Genomic DNA, 21,219 nt, shown 5'->3' on the forward strand with positions numbered 1-21,219 from the left:
CGGGACCGGTGACCGGAGGTGACGTCACCTCAGCTCACCCCCTGCCGCCTGGCGATCTGCTTGGCCTGGCTGACCGCGTCCTTCCAGGCGTCGTCGGGCTTCTTGCCCTTGGCCTCGATGTTGGTCAGTTCCGTCTTGTAGGGGGCCATGACAGCGGCGTCGGCCGGGGCCTCGTAGGCGAGCGGAACGGCCTTGGCGGCAGGACCGAAGACCTCGATGATCTTCTGTCCGCCGAAGAAGGCGTCGGGGCCCGTCATGGCCGGCGTGGTGTAGGCGGCCGGGGCGGCGGGGAAGATGGCGGCGTCCGTGAATCCGCGGGCGTCGTTGGCGGGGCTGAGGATCCAGCTGATGATCTTGAAGGCTTCTTCGGGGTTGCGGCACTGCTTGGGCAGGGCCAGGTAGGAGCCGCCCTGGTTGGCCGGTCCGACGGGCATCGGGCACACCCGCCACTTGCCCTTGGTCTGCGGGGCGGCCTGCTCGATGTCCAGCGCGTGCCAGGCCGCGCCGAGCTCGGTGAGGAGGGTCTTGCCGACGGCGGCGTTCCAGGTGTTGTCGTTGATCTTGGCGTCGAGGCCGAGGGTGTAGGGGCGCACCGAGGTGGTCCACGCGGCGCGGATGTGGTCCTGGTCGCCGATGAAGTGGTTGTCCTTGTCGATGAACCGCTGGGTGCCCTGGCCGACGGTCATGTCGAACATGGTGCCGAGGTTGTTGACGAGGTAGGTGCCGGGGTTCTTCTTCTGCAGCTCGAGCCCGAGCTGGAAGTAGTCCTCCCAGGTCTTGACCAGCGCGGCGACCTTGGCGGGGTCGGTGTCCACCCCGGCCTTGGCGAAGAAGTCCTCGCGGTAGTACATCGCGGTGGGGCCGATGTCGATCGGGAAGCCGATCTGCTTGCCGTCCTCGGTCTGGGCGAGCTTGGTCTTCCAGTCCAGGTACTGCGGCGCGAGCTTCTTGAAGCCGAGGTCGTTCAGGTCGAGGAAGCGGTCGGCGTTGGGCAGGAAGGACGCGATGTCCTCGCCCTTGATGCCGGTGATGTCGGGCACGGAGCTGCCCGCCGCGAGGGTGGTGGTGAGCTTCTGCTTGAAGTCGCCGCCGATGGACGCCGTGGTCAGCTTGATCTGGCTGCTGAAGTGGGTCTTCGCCTCCGCGACCACCTTGTCGCTGAGCGCGCCGCCCCAGTACCACAGGGTGAGGTTCTTGCCGTTCTTGGTGCCGCCCGAGCCCGAGCTGCCGCCGCAGGCGACGGTCAGTCCGGACGCGGCCGCGGTGAGCGCGGCGGCCTGGAGGAAGCCTCTACGAGAAAGGTCCACGGGTCACTCCTGTTGTTCCTGTTCGTGGTGCTGAGGGGCGTTGGACTGTGGGGGCGTTGTGAGGATCAGTGCTGCCGGGGCGGGGTGACCGGAGCGTGGCGCACCGGCGGGCCGACGTCCGTCGGCAGGCGGTCGGCCAGGAAGCCGTACGTCCTGCGCAGCTCGGGGTCGGTCAGGGAGCGCCACCAACGGTCGACGCCGTACCAGCCGGGAGCCGCCAGGGCGCCGCCGTGGTGCTGGACGGAGAGGCCGGCCGCGAGGACGGCGAACCGCAGCCGTTCCTCCAGCGGCCAGCCGCCCAAGGAGGCGGCGACGAACGAAGCGCCGAAGACGTCACCGGCGCCCGTCGCGTCCAGGACGTCGACAGGGAGGGCCGGGACCTCCGCGTACTCGCCGGTGACCTGGTCGACGGCGACCGCGCCGTCCCCGCCGCGGGTGACGACCGCGACCGGCACCAGCTCGGAGAGCGTGCCGAGCGCCGCGACCGCGCTGTCGGTGCGGGTGTAGGCCATCGCCTCGCCCTCGTTGGGGAGGAAGGCGTGGCACAGCGCCAGCTGGTCCAGGAGGTCTTTCGACCACTCCTGGGTGGGATCCCAGCCGACGTCCGCGTAGATGTGGGTGCCGTTCGCGGCGGCCTTGGCGAGCCAGGCGCGCGGCTCGGCCTCCAGGTGGACGAGGGCCGTACGCGCCTCGGGCGGGTCGCCCATCAGCACGTCCTGGGAGTACGGGGGTTCCTGGCCGTGGGTGACGAGGGCGCGGTCGTGACCGTGTGCGAGCGACACGGTGACAGGGGTGGACCAGCCGTCCGCGGTGCGGGAGAGGGCGAGGTCGACGCCTTCCTGGTCGTCGAGGACATCACGGCAGTGCTCGCCGTAGAAGTCGTCGCCGAACACCGTGGCCAGGGAGGTCCTCAGGCCGAAGCGGGACGCGGCCACCGCGAGGTTCGCGATGCCGCCGGGGCCGCAGCCCATGCCGGCCGTCCAGATCTCCTCGCCCGGTGTCGGGGGCTTCCCGAGCCCCGTCAGGACGAGGTCGTAGAAGAGCAGCCCGGTCAACAGCACATCGGGCCTGTCGTCGTCCACTCGCACAGCCTCTCGTCAAAACTCGTCATTTCGATGACCGGAATCGTGCGCTGATCCATGAGATTGGTCAATACCTAAGCAGAACTGAGCATAGAAATGATTGAAGATGACGAGTAGTGTTCGCGCCGTGCTGGCAGAACGACGACACCAACTCATCCTGCGGGCCCTGCGCTCCGGCGGCCCCGCGGCTGTGACCGACCTCTCCGAGCAGCTGGGCGTGAGCCCCGCCACGATCAGGCGCGACCTGGTCAAGCTGGAGGAGGACGGCCTGCTCACCCGGGTGCACGGCGGCGCGCGCGCCGAGGAGGGCGACCAGCCCTTCGCCGAGGTCGCCGAGGTCCGGGTGGCCGAGAAGGACGCGATAGTGGCCCGGGCCGCCGCCCTGGTCCAGGACGGCCAGTCCGTCCTGCTCGACATCGGCACCACCGCCTACCGGCTGGCCCGCCAGCTGCACGGCCGCCGGCTCACCGTGATCACCAGCAACCTGGTGGTCTACGAGGAGCTCGCCGACGACGAGGGCATCGAACTGGTGCTGCTCGGCGGCATGGTCCGCCGCGAGTACCGTTCCCTGGTCGGCTTCCTCACCGAGGACAACCTCCGCCAACTGCATGCCGACTGGCTCTTCCTCGGCACCAGTGGAGTGCGCCCGGGCGGGCAGGTGATGGATACGACGGTCGTCGAGGTGCCGGTCAAGCGAGCCATGATCAAGGCGAGTGACAAGATCGTCCTCCTCGCCGACACGGCCAAGTTCCCGGGCACGGGCATGGCGAAGGTCTGCGGTCCCGAGGACCTGGACATGGTCGTGACGAACGCGCCGGTCCACGCGGCGACCCGCTCCTCCCTGGAGGAGGCGGGCGTCGAGGTGGTCCTGGCAGGAAAGGTACAGGCGTGAAACTGACGATTCTCGGCGGCGGCGGCTTCAGGGTCCCGCTCGTCTACGGGGCCCTCCTGACGGACCGCGGCGAGGGCCGGGTGACCGAGGTCGTCCTGCACGACCTGGACGCCGGCCGGCTCACCGCGGTCGGCCGCGTGCTCGCCGAACAGGCGGCCGCCGTCCCCGGCGCCCCCACGGTGACGACCACGACCGACCTCGACGAGGCACTGCGCGGCGCCGACTTCATCTTCTCGGCGATCCGCGTCGGCGGGCTTGAGGGCCGTGCCGACGACGAGCGGGTGGCCCTCGCGGAGGGCGTCCTCGGCCAGGAGACGGTCGGCGCGGGCGGCATCGCCTACGGCCTCAGGACCGTCCCGGTCGCCGTCGACATCGCCCGGCGGGTGGCCCGGCTCGCCCCCGACGCCTGGGTCATCAACTTCACCAACCCGGCGGGTCTGGTCACCGAGGCCATGTCCCGCCACCTCGGCGACCGTGTCATCGGCATCTGCGACTCCCCGGTCGGCCTCGGCCGCCGCATCGCGCGCGTGCTCGGCGCCAACCCGAACGAGGCGTGGATCGACTACGTCGGCCTCAACCACCTCGGCTGGGTCCGCGGCCTCAAGATCGCCGGCCGGGACGAGCTCCCCCGCCTGCTCGCCGACCCCGACCTGCTCGGCTCCTTCGAGGAGGGCAAGCTCTTCGGCACCGACTGGCTCCAGTCGCTCGGCGCGATCCCCAACGAGTACCTGCACTACTACTACTTCAACCGCGAGGCCGTCCGCTCCTACCAGCAGGCCGAGAAGACCCGCGGCGCCTTCCTCGCCGACCAGCAGGGACGGTTCTACGACGAGGTCGGCGCGCCCGGCGCCAAGGCGCTCGACGTGTGGGACCGCACCCGCGCCGAGCGCGAGGCCACCTACATGGCCGAGAACCGGGAGACCGCGGGCGCCGGCGAACGCGACGCCGACGACCTCTCCGGCGGCTACGAGAAGGTCGCCCTCGCCCTGATGCGGGCCATCGCCCGGGACGAGCGCACCACGCTGATCCTGAACGTCCGCAACCAGAGCACGCTCTCGGTGCTCGACAACGATGCCGTCATCGAGGTGCCCTGCCTCGTCGACGCCAACGGCGCCCACCCGGTCACCGTCGCCCCGCTGCCCGACCACGCCACCGGCCTGGTCTGCTCGGTCAAGGCGGTCGAGCGGGAGGTCCTCGCCGCCGCCGAGTCCGCCTCGCGCGCCACCGCGGTGAAGGCCTTCGCGCTGCACCCCCTGGTGGACTCCGTGAACGTCGCCCGCAGGCTGGTCGAGGGGTACACCGCCGTGCATCCGGGGCTCGCGTACCTTAAGTAGTACCTGTCTTCGGAAAGCGCTTTCCCCTCGCCTCCCGGCCCCACCAGCTCGCCCTCTCCCTCCCTGGAGATCCTTCATGCACGACGAAAGCCGCCGCATCGAGGAGCGCGTCCAGCGCGCCCACGACCAGCGCATCAAGCCCGCGATCTACGCGGCGACCGTCCCCTTCGAGGTCGAGGCCTGGCAGGCACCGGGGGAGCCGGTGTCCTTCGAGGAGGCCGCGGCCGCCCGGTACACGCCCTTCGCGATGGACACCCTGTGGGGTCCGCCCTGGGGCACCACCTGGTTCCGGATGCGCGGCCGGGTGCCCGCCGAGTGGGCCGGAAAGCGCGTCGAGGCCGTCATCGACCTCGGCTTCGTCGGCGACTGGCCCGGCAACCAGGCCGAGGCCCTGGTGCACCTCGCCGACGGCCGCCCCCTGAAGGCGGTGAACCCCCTCAACCAATACGTCCCCATCGCCAACCCGGCCACCGGCGGCGAGGAGATCGACTACCTGGTCGAGGCGGCCTCCAACCCGGACATCCTCAAGGACAACTTCTCCAAGGTCACGCCGATGGGCGACAAGCTCACGGCGGGCTCCGCGCCGCTCTACACCTTCCAGCGCGCCGACCTCGCGATCCTCGACGAGGAGGTCTTCCACCTCGACCTGGACCTCCAGGTACTGCGCGAACTCATGGTCCACCTCGCCGAGCACGACCCGCGCCGCCACGAGATCCTGCACGCCCTGGACCGGGCCATGGACGCCCTCGACCTGGACGACGTCTCCGGCAGCGCGGCCGCCGTCCGCGCGGTGCTGGCGCCGGTCCTCGCCAAGCCCGCCCACGCGAGCGCGCACACCGTCTCCGGTGTCGGCCACGCCCACATCGACTCCGCGTGGCTGTGGCCCATCCGCGAGACCAAGCGCAAGACGTCCCGCACCTTCTCCAACGTCACCGCGCTCGCCGACGAGTACGACGACTTCATCTTCGCCTGCTCCCAGGCCCAGCAGTACGAGTGGGTGCGCGACAACTACCCGCACGTGTGGGCCCGTATCCAGGACTCCGTGAAGAAGGGCCAGTGGGCCCCGGTCGGCGGCATGTGGGTGGAGGCCGACGGCAACCTGCCCGGCGGCGAGGCCATCGCCCGCCAGCTCATCCACGGCAAGCGGTTCTTCATCGAGCACTTCGGCGTCGAGACCAAGGGCGTCTGGCTGCCGGACTCCTTCGGCTACACCGCCGCCTACCCGCAGCTCGCCAAGCTCGCCGGCAACGACTGGTTCCTCACCCAGAAGATCTCCTGGAACCAGACCAACAAGTTCCCCCACCACACCTTCTGGTGGGAGGGCATCGACGGCACCCGCATCTTCACGCACTTCCCGCCCGTCGACACCTACAACGCCCGCTTCAGCGGCGAGGAGATGGACCGCGCGGTCCGCAACTACTCGGAGAAGGGCGCCGGTACGCGCTCGCTCGCCCCCTTCGGCTGGGGCGACGGCGGCGGCGGCCCCACCCGCGAGATCATGGAACGCGCCCGGCGCCTCGCCGACCTGGAGGGTTCGCCCAAGGTCGTCGTCGAGCACCCCGACGACTTCTTCGCCCAGGCCCGCGCCGAGTACCCGGACGCCCCGGTCTGGGTCGGCGAGCTCTACCTGGAGCTGCACCGCGCCACCTACACCTCGCAGGCCCGCACCAAGCAGGGCAACCGCCGCTCCGAGCACAAGCTGCGCGAGGCCGAGCTGTGGGCGACGACGGCCGCGCTCCACGCGCCGGGCTACTCCTACCCGTACGAGAAGCTGGACCGGCTGTGGAAGACGGTCCTGCTGCACCAGTTCCACGACATCCTGCCCGGCTCCTCGATCGCCTGGGTGCACCGCGAGGCCGAGGCCGAATACGCCCGCGTGGCCGAGGAGTTGGAGGCGCTGACCGCCGAGGCGGTGGCCGCGCTGGGGGCCGGAGACACCCGGGTCTTCAACACCAGCCCGTTCGACCGGGCCGAGGTGGTCCGTACGTCCGAAGGGGCCCTGGCCTTCGTTCAGGTGCCCGCGAACGGCAGCACCGCGCTGACCGGCACCGAGCCCGCGCAGCCGGTCCGGGTGTCCGGTCGCGTCCTCGACAACGGCCTGGTGCGCGTGGAGGTGGCGGACGACGGCACGCTGTCGTCCGTCTTCGACCAGCGCTTCGGCCGTGAGGTGCTGGGCGACAAGGGCAACCTGCTCCGCCTGCACACCGACCTCCCGAACTACTGGGACGCCTGGGACATCGACAAGCACTACAAGAACCGGTACACGGACCTTCTGGAAGCGTCGTCCGTCGAGGTCGTCTCCGAGGACCCGCTGACGGGTGCGATCCGTGTGACCCGGTCCTTCGGCAAGGGCTCGACGATCACCCAGACCATCACCCTGCGCGCCGACAGCCCCCGGATCGACTTCGAGACCGAGATCGACTGGCACGAGGCCGAGAAGATCCTCAAGGCGGCCTTCCCGGTGGACGTCCGGGCCGCGCACTCCTCCGCGGAGATCCAGTTCGGCCACGTCCAGCGGCCCACCCACACCAACACCACCTGGGAAGCGGCCCGTTTCGAGGTCCCCGGCCACCGCTGGGTCCATATCGCCGAACCGGGCTACGGCGTCGCGGTCCTCAACGACTCCACCTACGGCCACGACGTCTCCCGCACGGTCCGTGAGGACGGCGGTACGACGACCACGGTCCGGCTCAGCCTGGTCCGCGCCCCGCGCATCCCGGACCCGGAGGCAGACCAGGGCACGCACCGCTTCACCTACTCGCTGCTGCCCGGCGCGAGCATCGAGGACACCGTCGCCGAGGGCTACTCCCTCAACCTGCCGCTCCGCGTGGCGGACGCGGCCGGTGCCCCCGAGCCGGTCGTCTCGGTCGACGGCCAGGGCGTGACCGTCGAGGCGGTCAAGCTCGCCGACGACGGGTCCGGCGACGTGGTGGTCCGGCTCTACGAGTCGGGCGGCGGGCGCGCCCAGGGCGTGCTGCGGACCGGCTTCCCGCTGGCCGGCGCCCAGGTGACCGACCTGCTGGAGCGTCCTCTGGAGGACGAGACGGCCGAGATCACCGACGGCGGGGTGGCCATCTCGCTGCGGCCGTTCCAGGTACTGACGCTCCGGCTGCGGAGGGCGTGACCCCGTGCCGATGCAACCCTGGTTCACCGACGCCAAGTTGGGGATCTTCATCCACTGGGGCATCTACGCCGTCGACGGCGTGCAGGAGTCCTGGTCGTTCTATGACGACATCGTCCCGCACGACCGGTACATGTCCCAGCTGGAGCGGTTCACGGGGGCCAGGTACAACCCCCGTGAATGGGCTGACCTGTTCGCCCGCGCGGGGGCCAAATACGCTGTCCTGACGACCCGTCACCACGACGGTGTGGCCCTGTGGGACACCGAGTTCGGCGACCTGAATCTCGGCAAGGACTACATCGGGCCCTACGTCGAGGCCCTGCGCGAGAAGGACCTCAAGGTCGGCTTCTACTACTCGCACTCCGACTGGAACCATCCCGACTACGCGTCCACGCGCAAGCCGGGCCGCCCGCCGGAGCAGGAGGACAACCGCTACTCCGAGGTGGCGGCCGAGGACGAGGACCTGGCGGCCTGGGAGCGGTTCATCGCCTACCGGGACGGCCAGATCCGCGAGCTCGCCTCCCGCTACCGGCCCGACCTGATGTGGTTCGACGGTGAGTGGGACCGCAGCGAGGAGCAGTGGCGCATCCCCGAACTCGCCGCGCTCATACGGTCGTACACACCCGACGTCGTCTTCAACGCGCGCATGCTCAGCGAGGGCGACTACGCCACCCCCGAACAGGGCGCTCCCATCGAACCGCCGGACGGGCCCTGGGAGTTGTGCCTGACGATCAACGACTCGTGGGGTTACCAGCACCAGGACCACAACCACAAGTCCCTTGCACAGCTGATCCGTTACTTCACCGAGACCATCGGCGGGGGCGGCAACCTGCTGCTGGATGTCGGGCCGATGGAGGACGGCACGATCCCCGCGCCTCAGGTCGAGCGCCTCGAAGGCCTCGGGGAGTGGATCGCCAAGCACTCCGAGGCCGTGTACGGGACCGTGCGCGGACTGCCCGCCGGGCACCACTACGGGCCCAGCACGCTCTCCGCGGACGGTCGGACGCTGTATCTGGTGCTCTTCGACGCGCCGCGCGCCGAGATCGGGCTGCGGGGTCTTGTCACCCCGGTTCGCCGGGTGAGCGTCCTCGGCACCGGGACCGAGCTCGGGCACCAGGTGGTCGGAGGCCTGCACGAGGCCGTGGGCATCGTGTGGATCGACCCGCCCGCGCAGGCCGACCTCGATCCGTACGCCACGGTGCTCAAGGTCGAGCTGGACGGGGAAATGGAGCTGTACCGGGGGGCGGGCCGATTCTGACCCGGGCGTCGAACTGCCCCCACGCCTGGCCGAGTCGGCGCAGGCGTGGGGGTGACCGACGGGTCGACCTACTGCTCGGCTCAGCCGGTGAAGCCGGCCGTGATCGAGGTGAACTGCCAGTTGTTCTGGCTGATGCCGGAGCAGTTGCTCGTCACGCCGCCGCCCGGGCACGGCCGGTCACGGTTGACCGACCAGAACGCCAGCCGGGCGATGTGACGGGAGTTCGCCCAGTCGCGGATCTGGGTCCAGACCGCGGTGCCGGTCAGCTCCTGCTGGTCGCTGAGCCCGTTCATGCCGGAGATCCCGATGTGGGCGTAGGCCGTCGCGTCGTCCCACCCGAAGGTGGACTTCAGCTTGGTCTTCAGCCCCTCCGAGGCGTTCACGGTGTTGCCGTACATGTCGCTGCCGCCGCCGAAGTCGAACGGCATGATCGTGAAGACGTCGATGTTCGCGTTCAGGGCCTTGGCCTGCTCGATCAGCCGGTTGCCCCAGTACGTCGGCCCGGTGGTCGAGGTGCCGAAGGTGAGGATGGTCCTGAGGCCCGGGTTGTTCGCCTTGACGATCTTCAGGGCGTTCAGGATCCGGTCCTGCACGGTCGCGTTCTCGAACTCGTCCGTGTTCTCGATGTCGACGTCGATCGCCTTGAGCCCGTAGGCGTCGATCACCTTCTGGTAGGCGCCCGCGAGCGCCTCGGGGGTCGAGCAGTTCGGCCCGAGCTTGTTGCCGCTCCAGCCGCCGATGGAGGGGACGACGTCGCCGCCCGCGGACCGGATGGAGTTGATGACGGACTGGTCGTTGCCGCCGGTCAGGGCCCGGCTCCCGTCCCAGGCCGGGGTGCAGCCACCGGAGGACAGGATGAACGCCATCGTGAACCACTTGATCCCGGTCGCGCTCATCACCGAGGTCGCGCTGGGCGGATCACCCCACCCGAGATACAGATAGGGCGCGGCCTGCTTGAACCCGGTACCGCCACCGCCGCCCGTGTCTGTCGTCACGGACACGGTGTTGGAGGCCGCCGAGATGTTCCCGGCCGCGTCCCGCGCCTTCACGGTGAAGGAGTAGGAGGTCGCGGCGGCGAGCCCGCTCACGGTCGCGCCGGTCCCGGACACGCTCAGCACCTGGTTCGACCCGCTGTAGATGTCGTACGCCGTCACCCCGACGTTGTCGGAGGAGGCGTTCCACGCCAGCGACACACTGGAGGAGGTCTTCCCGGTGGACCGCAGACTCCCGGGCGCGCTGGGCGCCTGTGTGTCCGAACCCCCGCCCCCGCCGGGCCCGTCGAGGCTGATGTCGTCCGCCTGGTAGCTGCCCTGCGCGTACCACCCGTGGACGTAGAGGGTGGCGCTGGTCTGCGCGGCACCGGTGGTGAAGGAGACGCTCAGCTGGCTGTACGCCGAAGGCGACGACGTCCATGTCGAGGCCCCGCCGTCCACGCCGATGTACACATAGGAGCCACGCACCCAGCCGCTGAGCCGGTAGGCCGTGTTCGGCTGGACCGAGACGGTCTGGCTGCACTGCGCGTTGTCGCTCGAACTCACCGCGCCCTGAAGGGCCTTGGAGCCTCCGTGCACGGGTGAGGAGACGACGGACCCGAGATTGCCGGTGCAGGTCCAGGGGGCGAGGCTTCCGGACTCGAAGCCGGGATTGGTCAGGATGTTGGCCGCCTGGGCCGTCTGGGGAAGAGCGACGGCACCGACGAGCGCGAGGGCGGCGGAGCCGAGGAGAGCGAGAAGTCTGGAACGTCCGAGTGGGTTGCGCACGCGATCTCCCTGAAGATATGGGGGTGTTCGGGAGTGCAAAGAGGTGCGTAACCAAGTTGGTATGGACCAATGAGAGTGTCAAGACCTGCCACCGAATTGGTCCATACCGGTTGAGGTGACCCACTCAGGGGCGCGGGGAACTGCGCGACAAGCCACAGCCGGCCCGCAGCGGCGCCAGGGAACGGGTTCATACCGGCCGAGGTGACCCACCCAGGGGCGCGGGGAACTGCGCGCCAAGCCACAGCCGGCCCGCGCCCGGCCGGCAACCTGCAGCGGCGCCAGGGACTGGGTCCGTACCGGCCGAGGTGACCTACTCGGGGGCGCGGGGAACTGCGCGCCAAGCCACAGCCGACCCGCGCCCGGCCGAGCACCTACAGCGGCAGGGCGGACGCCGCAGTCTCGACGGAGCCGATCTCGTCGGCCATCGGCGCCGGCACGGCAGGCAGCAGGGGTTCTGTCGTCTCCATGCGCTGGGCCGGAACCGAGACGGGCCGCAGCGGACGTGCCCCCGACACCACCGTGTAGTCCTGCCCCAGGAACGGCGGCTCGATCACCCCGGGGTCCTCCCCGAGCGCCAACTGCACAGCCGCCCAAGGCACGTTGACCCCGCACAGGGACAGCTGGTGCAAGCCGCCGGCCGGCCGTGTGTTGACGTCCATGAGCACCGGCCGGTCCCCGAACATACGGAACTGGATGTTGGACAGATAGTGCAGCCCGAACCCCTCCGCGATCAGCCGCGCCGGCTCCAGCCACTGCTCGTCCTGCGTGAACCCGCGACGGCGCCCGTTCTTCGTACGGCCGATCGCCAGCCGCACCCGGTTGTCGGTGCCGGTGAGCGTGTCGACCGACACCTCCGGCTGCTCGAGACGCGGCATGACCAGCCAGTCCACCTGCTCGTCGGCCTGCTGCAGCGCCTCGACGACCATGTCGAGCGACACGTACGGGCTCGGGAACCCGTTGAGGTGCGAGAGCGAGAAGGGGGCGCGCGTGATGACCCGGAAGCCCACTCCGCCCGCGCCGGACGCCGGCTTGAAGCACGCCTTGTGGCCGCCCGCCTCCAACTCCTCCACGGCCGCGACCAGCTCGTGAGCGGTCCGCACCCGCCACCACGGCGGTACCGGAACACCGATCGCCTGGACCGCCTCGTAGGCGATGACCTTGTCGTGGAAGACGGCCACACCCTCCGGCGGCGGCGCGAGCAGCGCCGTGCCGATCGCGGCGAAGTCGGCGCGGTGCGCCACGATCGCTGCCTGGTGCAGGCGCGGCACGAACACGTCGATGCCACGGCGCTGGCACTGGTCGAGGGCGAACTCGACGTACGCGGCGGGGGACAGCCCCTCAGGCTCGAGGTCGGCGGTGTCGGCGGCGGCCAGCACGGGTGAGTCGGCGTCCGCGTGCGTCGCGTGGATCTCGACGGCGCGATCACTGGGATTTCGCCGCAACTGATCCATGAAGAACACGTTCTCCGCGTACGTGCGGTTGAGCCAGACGCGTACGCGAGAGAGCATGCAGGCCGCCTTTCGGGCATTTTCGGGCACGGCGAAGCGGGCCCGTGCCCGGGCAGGGTGATTGGAGGGACACCAAACCGCCCTTGCGAAGGGAGGTGCAATGCGGTGGTGTTGGGGCGATCATACGGCTTTCAAGGGGTGCGCGTGCAACGCCGGTGTTACGGATTCACCGATCATGGACGTGCGCTGCCGTGATCCACTCTTGTACCGGGAAAACAAATGTGTTCTCGTGGTCGGACCCGGGAGTTCGGAGGGGGCGAGAGGTGACGTCTACGGCCGGTGACGCGGCACAGCTACTGGCCGTCAGCGATCTGCACATCGGTCATCCCGAGAACCGCTCCCTCGTCGAGCGAATGCGCCCCGGGAGCGACGACGACTGGCTCCTGGTGGCCGGCGACGTGTCCGAGACCGTCGCCGACGTCCGCTGGGCCCTGGAAACCCTCGCCGGCCGCTTCCGCAAGGTGGTCTGGGCTCCCGGCAACCACGAACTGTGGACCCACCCGAGCGACACCGTCACCCTGCGCGGGGTCGCCCGCTACGAGCATCTCGTCGAGATGTGCCGGGAGTTGGGCGTCCTCACCCCCGAGGACCCCTACCCCGTCTGGGACGGCCCCGGCGGGCCCGTCGCCGTCGCCCCGCTCTTCCTGCTGTACGACTACTCGTTCCTGCCGGCCGGCTGCACCACCAAGGAGCAGGGACTGGAGTACGCGCACGGAACCGGCATCGTCTGCAACGACGAGTTCCTGCTGCACCCCGACCCCTACCCGTCCCGCGAGGCCTGGTGCCGGGCCCGGGTCGCCGAGACCGCGCGCAGGCTCGCCGAGCTCCCCGAGGACCTGCCCACCGTCCTGGTCAACCACTACCCGCTGGACCGGCACCCCACGGACGTCCTGTGGTACCCCGAGTTCGCCATGTGGTGCGGCACCACCCTGACCGCCGACTGGCATCGCAGGTTCCGTGTCGAGACCATGGTCTACGGCCATCTGCACATCCCGCGGACCACCTGGCACGACGGGGTCCGCTTCGAGGAGGTGTCGGTGGGCTATCCGAGGGAGTGGCGGCAGCGGCAGGAGCCGCCGGGGCGGCTGCGCCGGATCGTGCCGAGGGAGGTCGGCGCGCGGTGATCGAGGAACTCCTGCCGGACTCGGTGGTGGCCGTCGAGATGTACGGCCACGACGAGCCGCGGAACGCCCCGCTCTACCCCGAGGAGGCGGCACTCGTCGTCCGGGCCGTCGCCAAACGCCGTCGCGAGTTCGCCGCCGTGCGGGCCTGTGCCCGCCGGGCCATGGAGAAGCTCGGCGTACCGCCCCAGCCGGTCCTGCCCGGTGACCGCGGTGCCCCGCAGTGGCCGGCCGGCCTCACCGGCAGCATGACCCACTGCGACGGCTACTGCGCCGCGGCCCTGGTCCGCGTAGCCGACCTGGCCTCCCTCGGTATCGACGCCGAACCCCACGGCCCGCTGCCGGAGGGCGTGTTGGAGAGCGTGTCCCTGCCGGGGGAGCGGGCCCGGCTGCGGCAGCTCGCCGAGGCGCATCCGGCCGTCCACTGGGACCGGCTGCTGTTCAGCGCCAAGGAATCCGTCTACAAGGCGTGGTTCCCGCTCACCGGCAAGTGGCTGGAGTTCACCGAGGCCGACATCGGGATCCTCGTCGACCCGAAAAAGCCTCTCAGCGGCACCCTGCGCGCCGAACTCCTCGTCCCCGGCCCGCTGGTGGGCGGCGAGCGGCGCGGTGTCCTCGAGGGGCGCTGGGCGGTCCGGGACGGCCTGGTGGCGACGTCGGTGACGGTGCCGCACTCCTGAGAGCACCGGCACCGGCACCGGTCACCACCCCCCTACGGTTGCGGCGGGCACCAGCTGTGCAACAGCCCGAAGAACGCCTCCTCGTTGCCCGCGAGGCCCGCGTCCGCCAGCGCCCGGTCGGCCTCGGCGAGGACCGACGGCGGGACCACCGGCGGCCGGGCGGAGTCCGGCGGACCGGACGCGGTGTCGAAGGCGGCTCGGACCGTGTGCAGCAACCGCAGATACGCCTGGACGGCGGTGCGCTCGCGGTCGGTCAGTACGGCGGTGGGCATCGGCGGCTCTCCCCAGGTCGGCGTCGGTCGCACCCCCGGGCGGGGCGCGTCGGTCGCACCCCGCACACGGGCGTGCATCCCCAGCTTGCCGCCCACCACTGACAATCCGGCTTCCGCGCCTGTCCGTTCGCCCGCTTAGCGGAGGCGAAACCTCCCCGAAATCACCGCGGGGAAAGCGGTCCTACGCTGGGAGGAAGGGCTTTCGGCCGCTTCGCCGCGGCCACGGAAACGGGAGGCGAGCACGTGGTCGACGACCCGCGAAGGCGCCCGGTGCGCGCCGTCCGGCTGCGCCCGGTGGGCGACGGCGAACTGGAGCTGCAGTACCGCGTCGTGCACGGCTACCGCCGCGCCTTCCGCATGGCCGGCGAGGGCCCGCCGCTCGTGCTCATCCACGGCATCGGGGACTCCTCCGCGACCTGGGCCGAGCTGATCCCCGACCTCGCCCGCACCCACACCGTGATCGCCCCCGACCTGCTCGGCCACGGCGACTCCGACAAGCCGCGCGCCGACTACTCGGTGGCCGCCTACGCCAACGGCGTGCGGGACCTGCTCACCACCCTCGGCATCGAGTCGGCCACGCTGGTCGGGCACTCGCTGGGCGGCGGTGTGGCGATGCAGTTCGCCTACCAGTTCCCCGAGCGCACCGAGCGGCTCATCCTGGTCAGCGCGGGCGGCGTGGGCCGTGAGGTCAACCCCGTGCTGCGGCTGGTGTCCCTGCCCGGCGCCCACCTCGTGCTGTCCTCGTTGCGGCTGCCCGGCATGCGCCTCCAGGTGGGCCTCGCGGTGCGGCTGATGAAGCTTCTGGACACCGACCTCGGCCAGGACGCCCCGGACCTCCTGAACCTCGTCGACGCCCTCCCCGACGAGACCTCGCGCAACGCCTTCATCCGTACCCTGCGCGCGGTCGTCGACTGGCGCGGCCAGGTCGTCACCATGCTCGACCGCTGCTATCTCACCGAAGGCATGCCGACCATGCTGCTGTGGGGCGACCGGGACAGCGTGGTGCCCGTCCGGCACGCCTTCGGGGCGCACGAGGCGATGCCCGGCAGCCGCCTGGAGATCTTCGAGGGGGCGGGCCACTTCCCGTTCCACAGCGACCCCGTCCGGTTCGTCTCCTTGGTCGAGGAGTTCACGGCCACGACCTCGCCGGCGGACTGGAGCCGGGAGCACTGGCGGGAACTGCTGCGGGAGGGCAGCCCGGGTACGGCCCGGTCGCGTGGTGCGGAGCGGGAGATGAGGGAGGCCAGCGAACGCAGCGCGACGTGACCTCGCGCCTGACCCCGCGCCGATCTCAGCCCTGCGGCCCCAGATAGCCCAGCGACGTCTCGATCCGCCCCGCCAGGTGATCCCGCTGCACCGGGCCCCGCAGGGACGAACCCGCCAGCCAGGTCCGGCACTTGCTGGCGAGCAGCAGGCCGAAGCTCTCCGCCTCCCGCTCGTCGTCGAGCTCGAAGCGGCTGCGGGCGGCCACCTTGCGGACCGTGGCCTGGAGGTCGGCGTCGTCGCTGAGGAGCCGGGCGGCGACCGCGGCGCCCTCGACGTGGTGCGAGCAGTGGCCCGCGTTCATGTGCCACAGCTCGTGGCCGAGGATGACCAACTGGTGGTCGGGGGCGGTGCGTTCCTCGATCACGACGAGGTCCTGGTCGGCCATGTCGAGCCACAGTCCGCTCGCCGTGCCGACCGGGAAGGGAGCCGTACGGAAGTGGACGGGGCGGCCCCGGCGTCTGCTCATCGCGTCGCACAGGGCGCCGTACAGGTGCTCGGGCCGGGCCGGCGCGGTCAGCTCCAGCTCCGCCACCAACTCGCCGCTGAGGCGGCGCATGTGCTTACCGATGCCCACAGTTGTCTCCCGGATCAGGACTCGGGCCGCTTGACGCTCTCCAGGAGCATGTCCAGCCACTCGGCGACCTTGTCACGGTGCTGGTCGGTGGGCAGCTGCGCGGCACGCCAGGCGATCCCGCGGACGCCGTGGTCCTGCAGCAGCCGCTCCAACGGGTCACCGGCGGCGGCCGCCGCCTCGCGCTCCCGGTCGGCGAGCTTGTGCAGGAGGTCCTGCTCGGTGTGCTGCAACGCGCCCGCGAGCGCCTCGGGGTCCTCGGCCGTCAGGAACCCGGCGTGCACCCGGAAGAACCGCTGGATGGCGTCGCAGTGCTCCATGGTGGGGCGCCGGTCGCCGTTGATGAGGGCGCCCGCCTGCTGCCGGGACATGCCCGCGCCGTCGGCGATCTCCTGCTGGGTGTACTTGCGTCCGTTGGGCTTGAGCCGGGTGCGGCGCAGCAGGTCCAGCCGCTGCAGGAACCGCGCCTGCACGTCCGGTTCACCCGCCGGGCGGCCGCTGAGCAGCGCCCTGACCACGGGTTCGGGTACACCTGAGGCGACAGACAGACGGCCGGTGTCGAAAACCCGCGCATGCGCCACGCCGAGCCGGTCGGCGAGTGCGGTGACGCGGGCGACGACGGCCGTCAGCACGACCGTTGCCGCGCCGTCCGGGCTCTCGAAGCCATCCGACACCGACAGATCTCCTACGTCTCTCACCCGACTTCTCACAGGCGGTCGCCGTGAACTTCCCGGAGAGTAGCCGGTTGTTCGAACTCACATCCAGGTCTCGCCACAACTGTGGCCAATTTCAGCCGTCAACCGTCATGGAATGCCACGATAGTTGACATGCCTCGCTCCGGGGAAGCAGGATCAAGGCGCCGCGTGAAGGCCGCATAGGCAAGAGGGGTGACCTCCCGATGGCATATCAGGCAGGTGGGCAGCGGTCCGAACTGCGGCCCGTCCCCGAGGGGCTCGAAGCCCAGGCATACCTTCAGGACTACGCGACGCTCCTGGAAGCCGTCCCCTTCCCGTCCGTCGTCGTCGACCACCGCTGGGACGTCGTCCTCGACAACACCGCTTTCGCGTCACTTTTCCGCGCCGTGGGTCCGCACCCGACCGCCATGCCCGGTGACAACTTCCTCAGGTTCGTCCTCTTCCACCCCGACGCGAGCAGCGTCCTGGGCGAGCACGAGTCCCGCTGGTGCCTGCCGATGCTCGCGCACTTCGCGGCCGCGGTGGAGCGGCACGGCCACGACCACGGCCTCCAGGCGATCCGCCGGGACATCGCCCAGGACCCCATCATGGAGGCCGCCTACCGGCAGGGCCTGCCGCACTGGATCCGGGCCGTCGGCGAGCAGGCCGTGGAACACGACGGTTCCGTACGCCCCCTGCTGCACCCCGACCCGCGCTGGGGCGCCACCGACTGCCGGGTCGTCGACGAGACCCCGCGCACCTTGCGCGACCTGGGATACACGAGGCTGACGCTGGTGCTGCGCCCGGCCGCCGCCCGGCGTCGCCCGCGCCGTGCGGCCAGCCATCTCACGGTGGTGCCCACCCCCCAGGCCTGACAAGGCACCGTCGGCGTTCAGGTCGTCGACGGCGCCTCGTCAGTGGATGTCGGTCCCCCGTGGAGCAACGGTGTTCCACGGGGCCTCGACCGGCCGGGGCCAGCAGTCCACCTCAGCGAGGCGGGAGCGTGTCCGGCCTCGCGACCGCGGCGTCCCGCACGACCCCGCGCTTGGCCGTCTGGATCTGTTCGTACACATGGGTGCGCAGTTCGGCGAAACGCGGGGCCACGCGGGTGTGCAACTGGTCCCGTTCGTCCGGCAGATCGACCTTCAGCTGCTCCTGCACGACAGTGGGGGAGGCCGAGAGCACGATCACCCGCTCGCCCAGGTACACCGCCTCGTCGATGTCGTGGGTGACGAACAGGATCGTGATGCCGCGCTCCCGCCACAGCCGCCGTACGAGGTCCTCCAGGTCGGCGCGGGTCTGGGCGTCCACGGCCGCGAACGGCTCGTCCATCAGCAGGACTTGAGGCTCGTACGCCAGCGCCCGGGCGATCGCGACCCGCTGCTGCATGCCGCCGGAGAGCTGCCAGGGATAGGCGTCGGCGGCGTCCGAGAGGCCCACCGACTCCAGCGCGTCGGTGACCAGCTCCCGTCGTCTGGTTTTGCTCAAGTCCTTCTGCTTCAGCGGGAGTTCGACGTTGTCGGCGACCCGCATCCAGGGGAAGAGGCTGCGTCCGTACTCCTGGAAGACGAACGCCATGCCGGGCGGGGGGCCGTTCACCTTCCGTCCGCCCAGGTGGACTTCGCCGGCTGTCGGGGTGAGCAGACCGCCCATGCACTTCAGCAGGGTGGTCTTGCCGCAGCCCGACGGGCCGACGAGACACACGAGTTCGCCCGCCTCGACGGTGAAGGTGAGATCCCGTACCGCCTCGACGCGGCGGCCGGACCCCTCGTAGACCTTGTTCAGGCCGCGCACGTCAAGCATGGACCGCCCTTTCACGTTCGGGTGACTCACGGGGACCGCCGGGCCGAGGCGCGCAGGCCGTGGTACCAGGCGAGGACCCGCCGCTCGACCAACTGGAAGACGACGGAGAGCAGGTAGCCGAGCAGACCGAGGACGATGATCCCGGTCCACATGTCGGGGACGGCGAAACTGCGTTGGAACTGGACGATGGTGAAGCCGATGCCGCTGCTGGCCGCGGACATCTCGCTGATGACCATCAGGATGATGCCGATGGACAGCGCCTGGCGCAGGCCCGCGAAGATCTGCGGGCTCGCCGAGCGCAGCACCAGATGGCGCATGCGCGACGGGCCGGTGATGCCGTAGGAGCGGGCCGTCTCCAGCATCACCGGGTCGACCGCGCGCACGCCCTCGACCGTGTTGAGCAGGATCGGCCAGACGCAGCCGCTCGCGATCACCGTGACCTTCATGGTGTCGCCGATGCCCGCGAACAGCATGATGACCGGTATCAGCACCGGTGGCGGGACCGCCCGCAGGAACTCCAGGACCGGCTCGCACACCGCGCGCACCCGCCGGTAGGTGCCGATGACGGTGCCGACCGCCACTCCGACGACGGCGGCCAGCGCGTACCCGGCCGTCAGCCGCCAGATGCTCGGCAGGACGTCGTCGCGCAGCCGCTCACCGGTCCACACGTCCGGGAAGGTCTGCATGATCGTGCGCAGGGGCGGCCAGAAGACGTTGGTGCTGTCGGCCGACGCCAGCCACCAGCCGGCGACCAGCAGCGCGGGCAGCGCGATCACGAAGACCAGTTGGAGTGCGAAGCGCTTCACACCGCCACCTCCCCGCGCACCGACTGGTGCCAGGCCAGCGCCCGTCGCTCCACGGTACGCGCGCCGACGTTGATGAGCAGCCCCAGAAGGCCGGTCACCACGATCAGCGCGTACATCTCCGGCACCGCCTGCGAGTTCTGCGCGACCGCGATCCGCGCGCCCAACCCCGGTGCGCCGATGACGAGTTCACCGGTGATGGCGAGGATCAGTGCGACCGCCGCGGCGAGCCGGACGCCGGTGAACACATACGGCAGCGCGGTCGGCCACAGCACATGCCGGATCCGCGCCCAGGTGCCGAGCCCGTACGACCGCGCCGTCTCGTCGGCGACGGGGTCGACGTCCTGGACGCCGTAGAGCGTCTGGAGGAGGACCTGCCAGAAGCTGGCGTACACCACGAGCAGCAGCACCGAGCGCAGTTCGCTGCCGTACAGCAGCACCGCCAGCGGGATGAGGGCGACCGAGGGGATCGGGCGCAGGAACTCGATCGTCGAGGCCGTCGCCTCGCGCAGATACGGCACGACCGACACGATCACCCCGATGACGATGCCCGCCGAGGCGGCGATGGCCAGGCCCAGGGCCCAGCCGGTGAGGGTGTCGCCGAGCGCCGTCCAGAAGGTGCCGTCGGAGAGTTCGTCGGCGAAGGCGTCCGCGATCCGGCTGGTCGGGGGGAAGTACTCCTCCTTGACCAGCCCGAGGCGCGGCACCACTTCGCCCAGCGCGAGGAAGGCCGCGAGTCCGGCGGCGCCCAGCGCCGCGTTCTCGAACCTCATGGAAGGAGCGCGTCGACGTCGGGGGTCTTCTTGAAGAACCCGTCCTCCTCGCCCAGCTTCGCCAGCGCCTCGATCGAGGTCCTGTTCGGCTCGGCCGGCCACTTCGGGAGGATCACCTGCGCCAGCACCGAGGCGGGGATCTTGGTGTAGGTCGTGATGATCTGGCGTGCCTCGTCCGGGTGGGAGTCGGCGTAGGCGAGGGACTCGGCGGTCGCCTCCTGGAACTTCTTCACCACGTCGGCGTTCTGCTGCTGGTACCGCGTGGACGTGAAGTACATGGCGACCGTGGTGTCCTTCGCCACGTCCACCAGCGGAGAGGCGATCACCTGGCCGCCCTGGCTCTTGATCGTGGCCAGCGCGGGCTCGACCGCACAGGCCGCGTCGACCTGGCCGCTGTCGAGGGCGGCGGGCATCTGGTCGAAGGCCAGCTCCACGAACTTCACCTTGTCCGGGTCACCGCCGTCCCCCCGGACCGACTCGCGCACCGCGGACTCGTTGATGTTCTTCAGGGTGTTGATGGCGACCTTCTTGCCCTCCAGGTCCTTCGCGGACTTGACCGAGCTGCCCTTCTTCACGGCGATCGCGGCAAAGTCCTTGCCCGCCACGCCGGTTGAGGCGATGCCATTGGAGACCGCCTTGATCGGCACCCCGGACGACTGCGCGAGCAGGAGGGAGGTGACGTTGGAGAATCCGAACTGGAACTGCCCGCTGGCGACTCCGGGCACGATCGCCGCGCCGCCCGACGCGTTCGATATCTCCAGCTTCAGCCCGTGCTTGCTGTAGAAGCCCTTCTTCTGGCCCAGGTAGATCGGCGCGACATCGACGATCGGGATGAGCCCGAGCTTGACGGTGGTGGTCCCGCCGGACGACGATCCCCCGTCCGAGGCCCCCGAATCACCGGACGAGCCACAGGCCGACACGGTGACCAGAAATGCTCCGGCCGCGAGGGCGGCGAGCATACGACGCATGGCTCCTCCTGTGCAGACTTCGTTGT

19 protein-coding genes are annotated in these 21,219 nt (G+C 70.4%); 8 read left to right on the forward strand and 11 right to left on the reverse strand.

Going from position 1 to position 21,219, the window contains the following annotated elements:
• Nucleotides 1-29: 29 nt before the first annotated feature.
• Nucleotides 30-1,307, reverse strand: a complete 1,278-nt coding sequence (locus tag ACFYRX_RS21000; RefSeq protein WP_389101702.1) for an ABC transporter substrate-binding protein — start codon at nucleotides 1,305-1,307, stop codon at nucleotides 30-32.
• Nucleotides 1,308-1,372: 65 nt separating this feature from the next.
• Entirely contained in the window at nucleotides 1,373-2,389 is a 1,017-nt protein-coding gene (locus tag ACFYRX_RS21005; RefSeq protein ID WP_389101704.1) for a carbohydrate kinase family protein, read from the reverse strand.
• A 127-nt stretch (nucleotides 2,390-2,516) separates the two neighbouring features.
• Between ACFYRX_RS21005 and ACFYRX_RS21010 the strand changes: the two genes are divergently transcribed.
• From ACFYRX_RS21010 to ACFYRX_RS21025, 4 genes are all read left to right on the forward strand, one after another.
• Nucleotides 2,517-3,281, forward strand: coding sequence for a DeoR/GlpR family DNA-binding transcription regulator (locus ACFYRX_RS21010; RefSeq protein WP_389101706.1), 765 nt, complete (start codon nucleotides 2,517-2,519; stop codon nucleotides 3,279-3,281).
• Complete coding sequence (locus tag ACFYRX_RS21015) at nucleotides 3,278-4,615, forward strand: 6-phospho-beta-glucosidase (RefSeq protein WP_389101708.1); 1,338 nt, start codon at nucleotides 3,278-3,280, stop codon at nucleotides 4,613-4,615. The genes ACFYRX_RS21010 and ACFYRX_RS21015 overlap by 4 nt, the downstream gene beginning before the upstream one ends.
• Before the next feature lie 76 nt (nucleotides 4,616-4,691).
• A complete protein-coding gene (locus ACFYRX_RS21020) occupies nucleotides 4,692-7,739 on the forward strand; it encodes an alpha-mannosidase (protein ID WP_389101710.1) in 3,048 nt (1,015 codons plus the stop codon).
• A gap of 4 nt (nucleotides 7,740-7,743) precedes the next feature.
• Nucleotides 7,744-8,994 (forward strand): alpha-L-fucosidase, encoded by a 1,251-nt coding sequence (locus ACFYRX_RS21025; RefSeq protein WP_389101712.1) that lies wholly within the window; start codon nucleotides 7,744-7,746, stop codon nucleotides 8,992-8,994.
• 80 nt (nucleotides 8,995-9,074) lie between these two features.
• Here the strand turns inward: ACFYRX_RS21025 and ACFYRX_RS21030 are convergent, their stop codons facing one another.
• Both ACFYRX_RS21030 and ACFYRX_RS21035 read right to left on the reverse strand, forming a co-directional pair.
• Nucleotides 9,075-10,754 (reverse strand): carbohydrate binding domain-containing protein, encoded by a 1,680-nt coding sequence (locus tag ACFYRX_RS21030; protein WP_389101714.1) that lies wholly within the window; start codon nucleotides 10,752-10,754, stop codon nucleotides 9,075-9,077.
• A gap of 371 nt (nucleotides 10,755-11,125) precedes the next feature.
• Entirely contained in the window at nucleotides 11,126-12,262 is a 1,137-nt protein-coding gene (locus ACFYRX_RS21035) for an ATP-grasp domain-containing protein (protein WP_389101716.1), read from the reverse strand.
• A 263-nt stretch (nucleotides 12,263-12,525) separates the two neighbouring features.
• On the opposite strand from ACFYRX_RS21035, the gene ACFYRX_RS21040 reads away from it, so the two are divergent.
• On the forward strand, nucleotides 12,526-13,386 hold the full coding sequence (locus tag ACFYRX_RS21040) for a metallophosphoesterase family protein (RefSeq protein ID WP_389101718.1): 861 nt from the start codon (nucleotides 12,526-12,528) through the stop codon (nucleotides 13,384-13,386).
• On the forward strand, nucleotides 13,383-14,063 hold the full coding sequence (locus tag ACFYRX_RS21045; RefSeq protein WP_389101720.1) for a 4'-phosphopantetheinyl transferase: 681 nt from the start codon (nucleotides 13,383-13,385) through the stop codon (nucleotides 14,061-14,063). The genes ACFYRX_RS21040 and ACFYRX_RS21045 overlap by 4 nt, the downstream gene beginning before the upstream one ends.
• A 32-nt stretch (nucleotides 14,064-14,095) precedes the next feature.
• Here ACFYRX_RS21045 and ACFYRX_RS21050 read toward each other — a convergent pair whose 3' ends face one another.
• Nucleotides 14,096-14,335, reverse strand: a complete 240-nt coding sequence (locus ACFYRX_RS21050) for a hypothetical protein (protein WP_389101721.1) — start codon at nucleotides 14,333-14,335, stop codon at nucleotides 14,096-14,098.
• 243 nt (nucleotides 14,336-14,578) lie between these two features.
• Here ACFYRX_RS21050 and ACFYRX_RS21055 point away from each other — a divergent pair, with 243 nt between their 5' ends.
• On the forward strand, nucleotides 14,579-15,601 hold the full coding sequence (locus ACFYRX_RS21055) for an alpha/beta fold hydrolase (RefSeq protein ID WP_389101723.1): 1,023 nt from the start codon (nucleotides 14,579-14,581) through the stop codon (nucleotides 15,599-15,601).
• A 25-nt stretch (nucleotides 15,602-15,626) separates the two neighbouring features.
• On the opposite strand, the gene ACFYRX_RS21060 is transcribed toward ACFYRX_RS21055, so the two are convergent.
• Together ACFYRX_RS21060 and ACFYRX_RS21065 are read right to left on the reverse strand one after the other, a co-directional pair.
• Nucleotides 15,627-16,157 (reverse strand): toxin-antitoxin system, toxin component, encoded by a 531-nt coding sequence (locus tag ACFYRX_RS21060; RefSeq protein ID WP_389102711.1) that lies wholly within the window; start codon nucleotides 16,155-16,157, stop codon nucleotides 15,627-15,629.
• 32 nt (nucleotides 16,158-16,189) lie between these two features.
• Nucleotides 16,190-16,846: a helix-turn-helix domain-containing protein gene (locus ACFYRX_RS21065; protein ID WP_389101725.1), complete on the reverse strand. Its 657-nt coding sequence runs from the start codon at nucleotides 16,844-16,846 to the stop codon at nucleotides 16,190-16,192.
• Between the two features lie 224 nt (nucleotides 16,847-17,070).
• On the opposite strand from ACFYRX_RS21065, the gene ACFYRX_RS21070 reads away from it, so the two are divergent.
• Nucleotides 17,071-17,721: a hypothetical protein gene (locus ACFYRX_RS21070; RefSeq protein ID WP_389101726.1), complete on the forward strand. Its 651-nt coding sequence runs from the start codon at nucleotides 17,071-17,073 to the stop codon at nucleotides 17,719-17,721.
• A 112-nt stretch (nucleotides 17,722-17,833) separates the two neighbouring features.
• Here the strand turns inward: ACFYRX_RS21070 and ACFYRX_RS21075 are convergent, their stop codons facing one another.
• Genes ACFYRX_RS21075 through ACFYRX_RS21090 form a run of 4 tightly spaced genes read right to left on the reverse strand, consistent with a single transcriptional unit; the run spans nucleotide 17,834 to nucleotide 21,193 of the window.
• Nucleotides 17,834-18,649, reverse strand: coding sequence for an ABC transporter ATP-binding protein (locus ACFYRX_RS21075; RefSeq protein ID WP_389101728.1), 816 nt, complete (start codon nucleotides 18,647-18,649; stop codon nucleotides 17,834-17,836).
• A gap of 26 nt (nucleotides 18,650-18,675) precedes the next feature.
• Nucleotides 18,676-19,455, reverse strand: a complete 780-nt coding sequence (locus ACFYRX_RS21080; protein WP_389101730.1) for an ABC transporter permease — start codon at nucleotides 19,453-19,455, stop codon at nucleotides 18,676-18,678.
• The gene (locus ACFYRX_RS21085) at nucleotides 19,452-20,225 is read right to left on the reverse strand and encodes an ABC transporter permease (RefSeq protein WP_389101732.1); all 774 of its coding nucleotides are present in this window, start codon (nucleotides 20,223-20,225) and stop codon (nucleotides 19,452-19,454) included. Before ACFYRX_RS21085 ends, ACFYRX_RS21080 begins: the two co-directional genes overlap by 4 nt.
• Nucleotides 20,222-21,193: an ABC transporter substrate-binding protein gene (locus ACFYRX_RS21090; protein ID WP_389101734.1), complete on the reverse strand. Its 972-nt coding sequence runs from the start codon at nucleotides 21,191-21,193 to the stop codon at nucleotides 20,222-20,224. The genes ACFYRX_RS21085 and ACFYRX_RS21090 overlap by 4 nt, the downstream gene beginning before the upstream one ends.
• Nucleotides 21,194-21,219: the final 26 nt, after the last annotated feature.

Origin of the sequence: Streptomyces sp. NPDC005374, assembly GCF_042872225.1 — a bacterium.
Lineage (GTDB): Bacteria > Actinomycetota > Actinomycetes > Streptomycetales > Streptomycetaceae > Streptomyces.

Bases quoted from the DNA above. Each gene is read 5' to 3' on its own strand.
- ACFYRX_RS21020 (WP_389101710.1), top strand. From the start codon at position 4,692: ATGCACGACGAAAGCCGCCGCATCGAGGAGCGCGTCCAGCGCGCCCAC.
- ACFYRX_RS21035 (WP_389101716.1), bottom strand. From the start codon at position 12,262: ATGCTCTCTCGCGTACGCGTCTGGCTCAACCGCACGTACGCGGAGAAC.
- ACFYRX_RS21050 (WP_389101721.1), bottom strand. From the start codon at position 14,335: ATGCCCACCGCCGTACTGACCGACCGCGAGCGCACCGCCGTCCAGGCG.
- ACFYRX_RS21060 (WP_389102711.1), bottom strand. From the start codon at position 16,157: ATGCGCCGCCTCAGCGGCGAGTTGGTGGCGGAGCTGGAGCTGACCGCG.
- ACFYRX_RS21070 (WP_389101726.1), top strand. From the start codon at position 17,071: ATGGCATATCAGGCAGGTGGGCAGCGGTCCGAACTGCGGCCCGTCCCC.
- ACFYRX_RS21075 (WP_389101728.1), bottom strand. From the start codon at position 18,649: ATGCTTGACGTGCGCGGCCTGAACAAGGTCTACGAGGGGTCCGGCCGC.
- ACFYRX_RS21085 (WP_389101732.1), bottom strand. From the start codon at position 20,225: ATGAGGTTCGAGAACGCGGCGCTGGGCGCCGCCGGACTCGCGGCCTTC.
- ACFYRX_RS21090 (WP_389101734.1), bottom strand. From the start codon at position 21,193: ATGCGTCGTATGCTCGCCGCCCTCGCGGCCGGAGCATTTCTGGTCACC.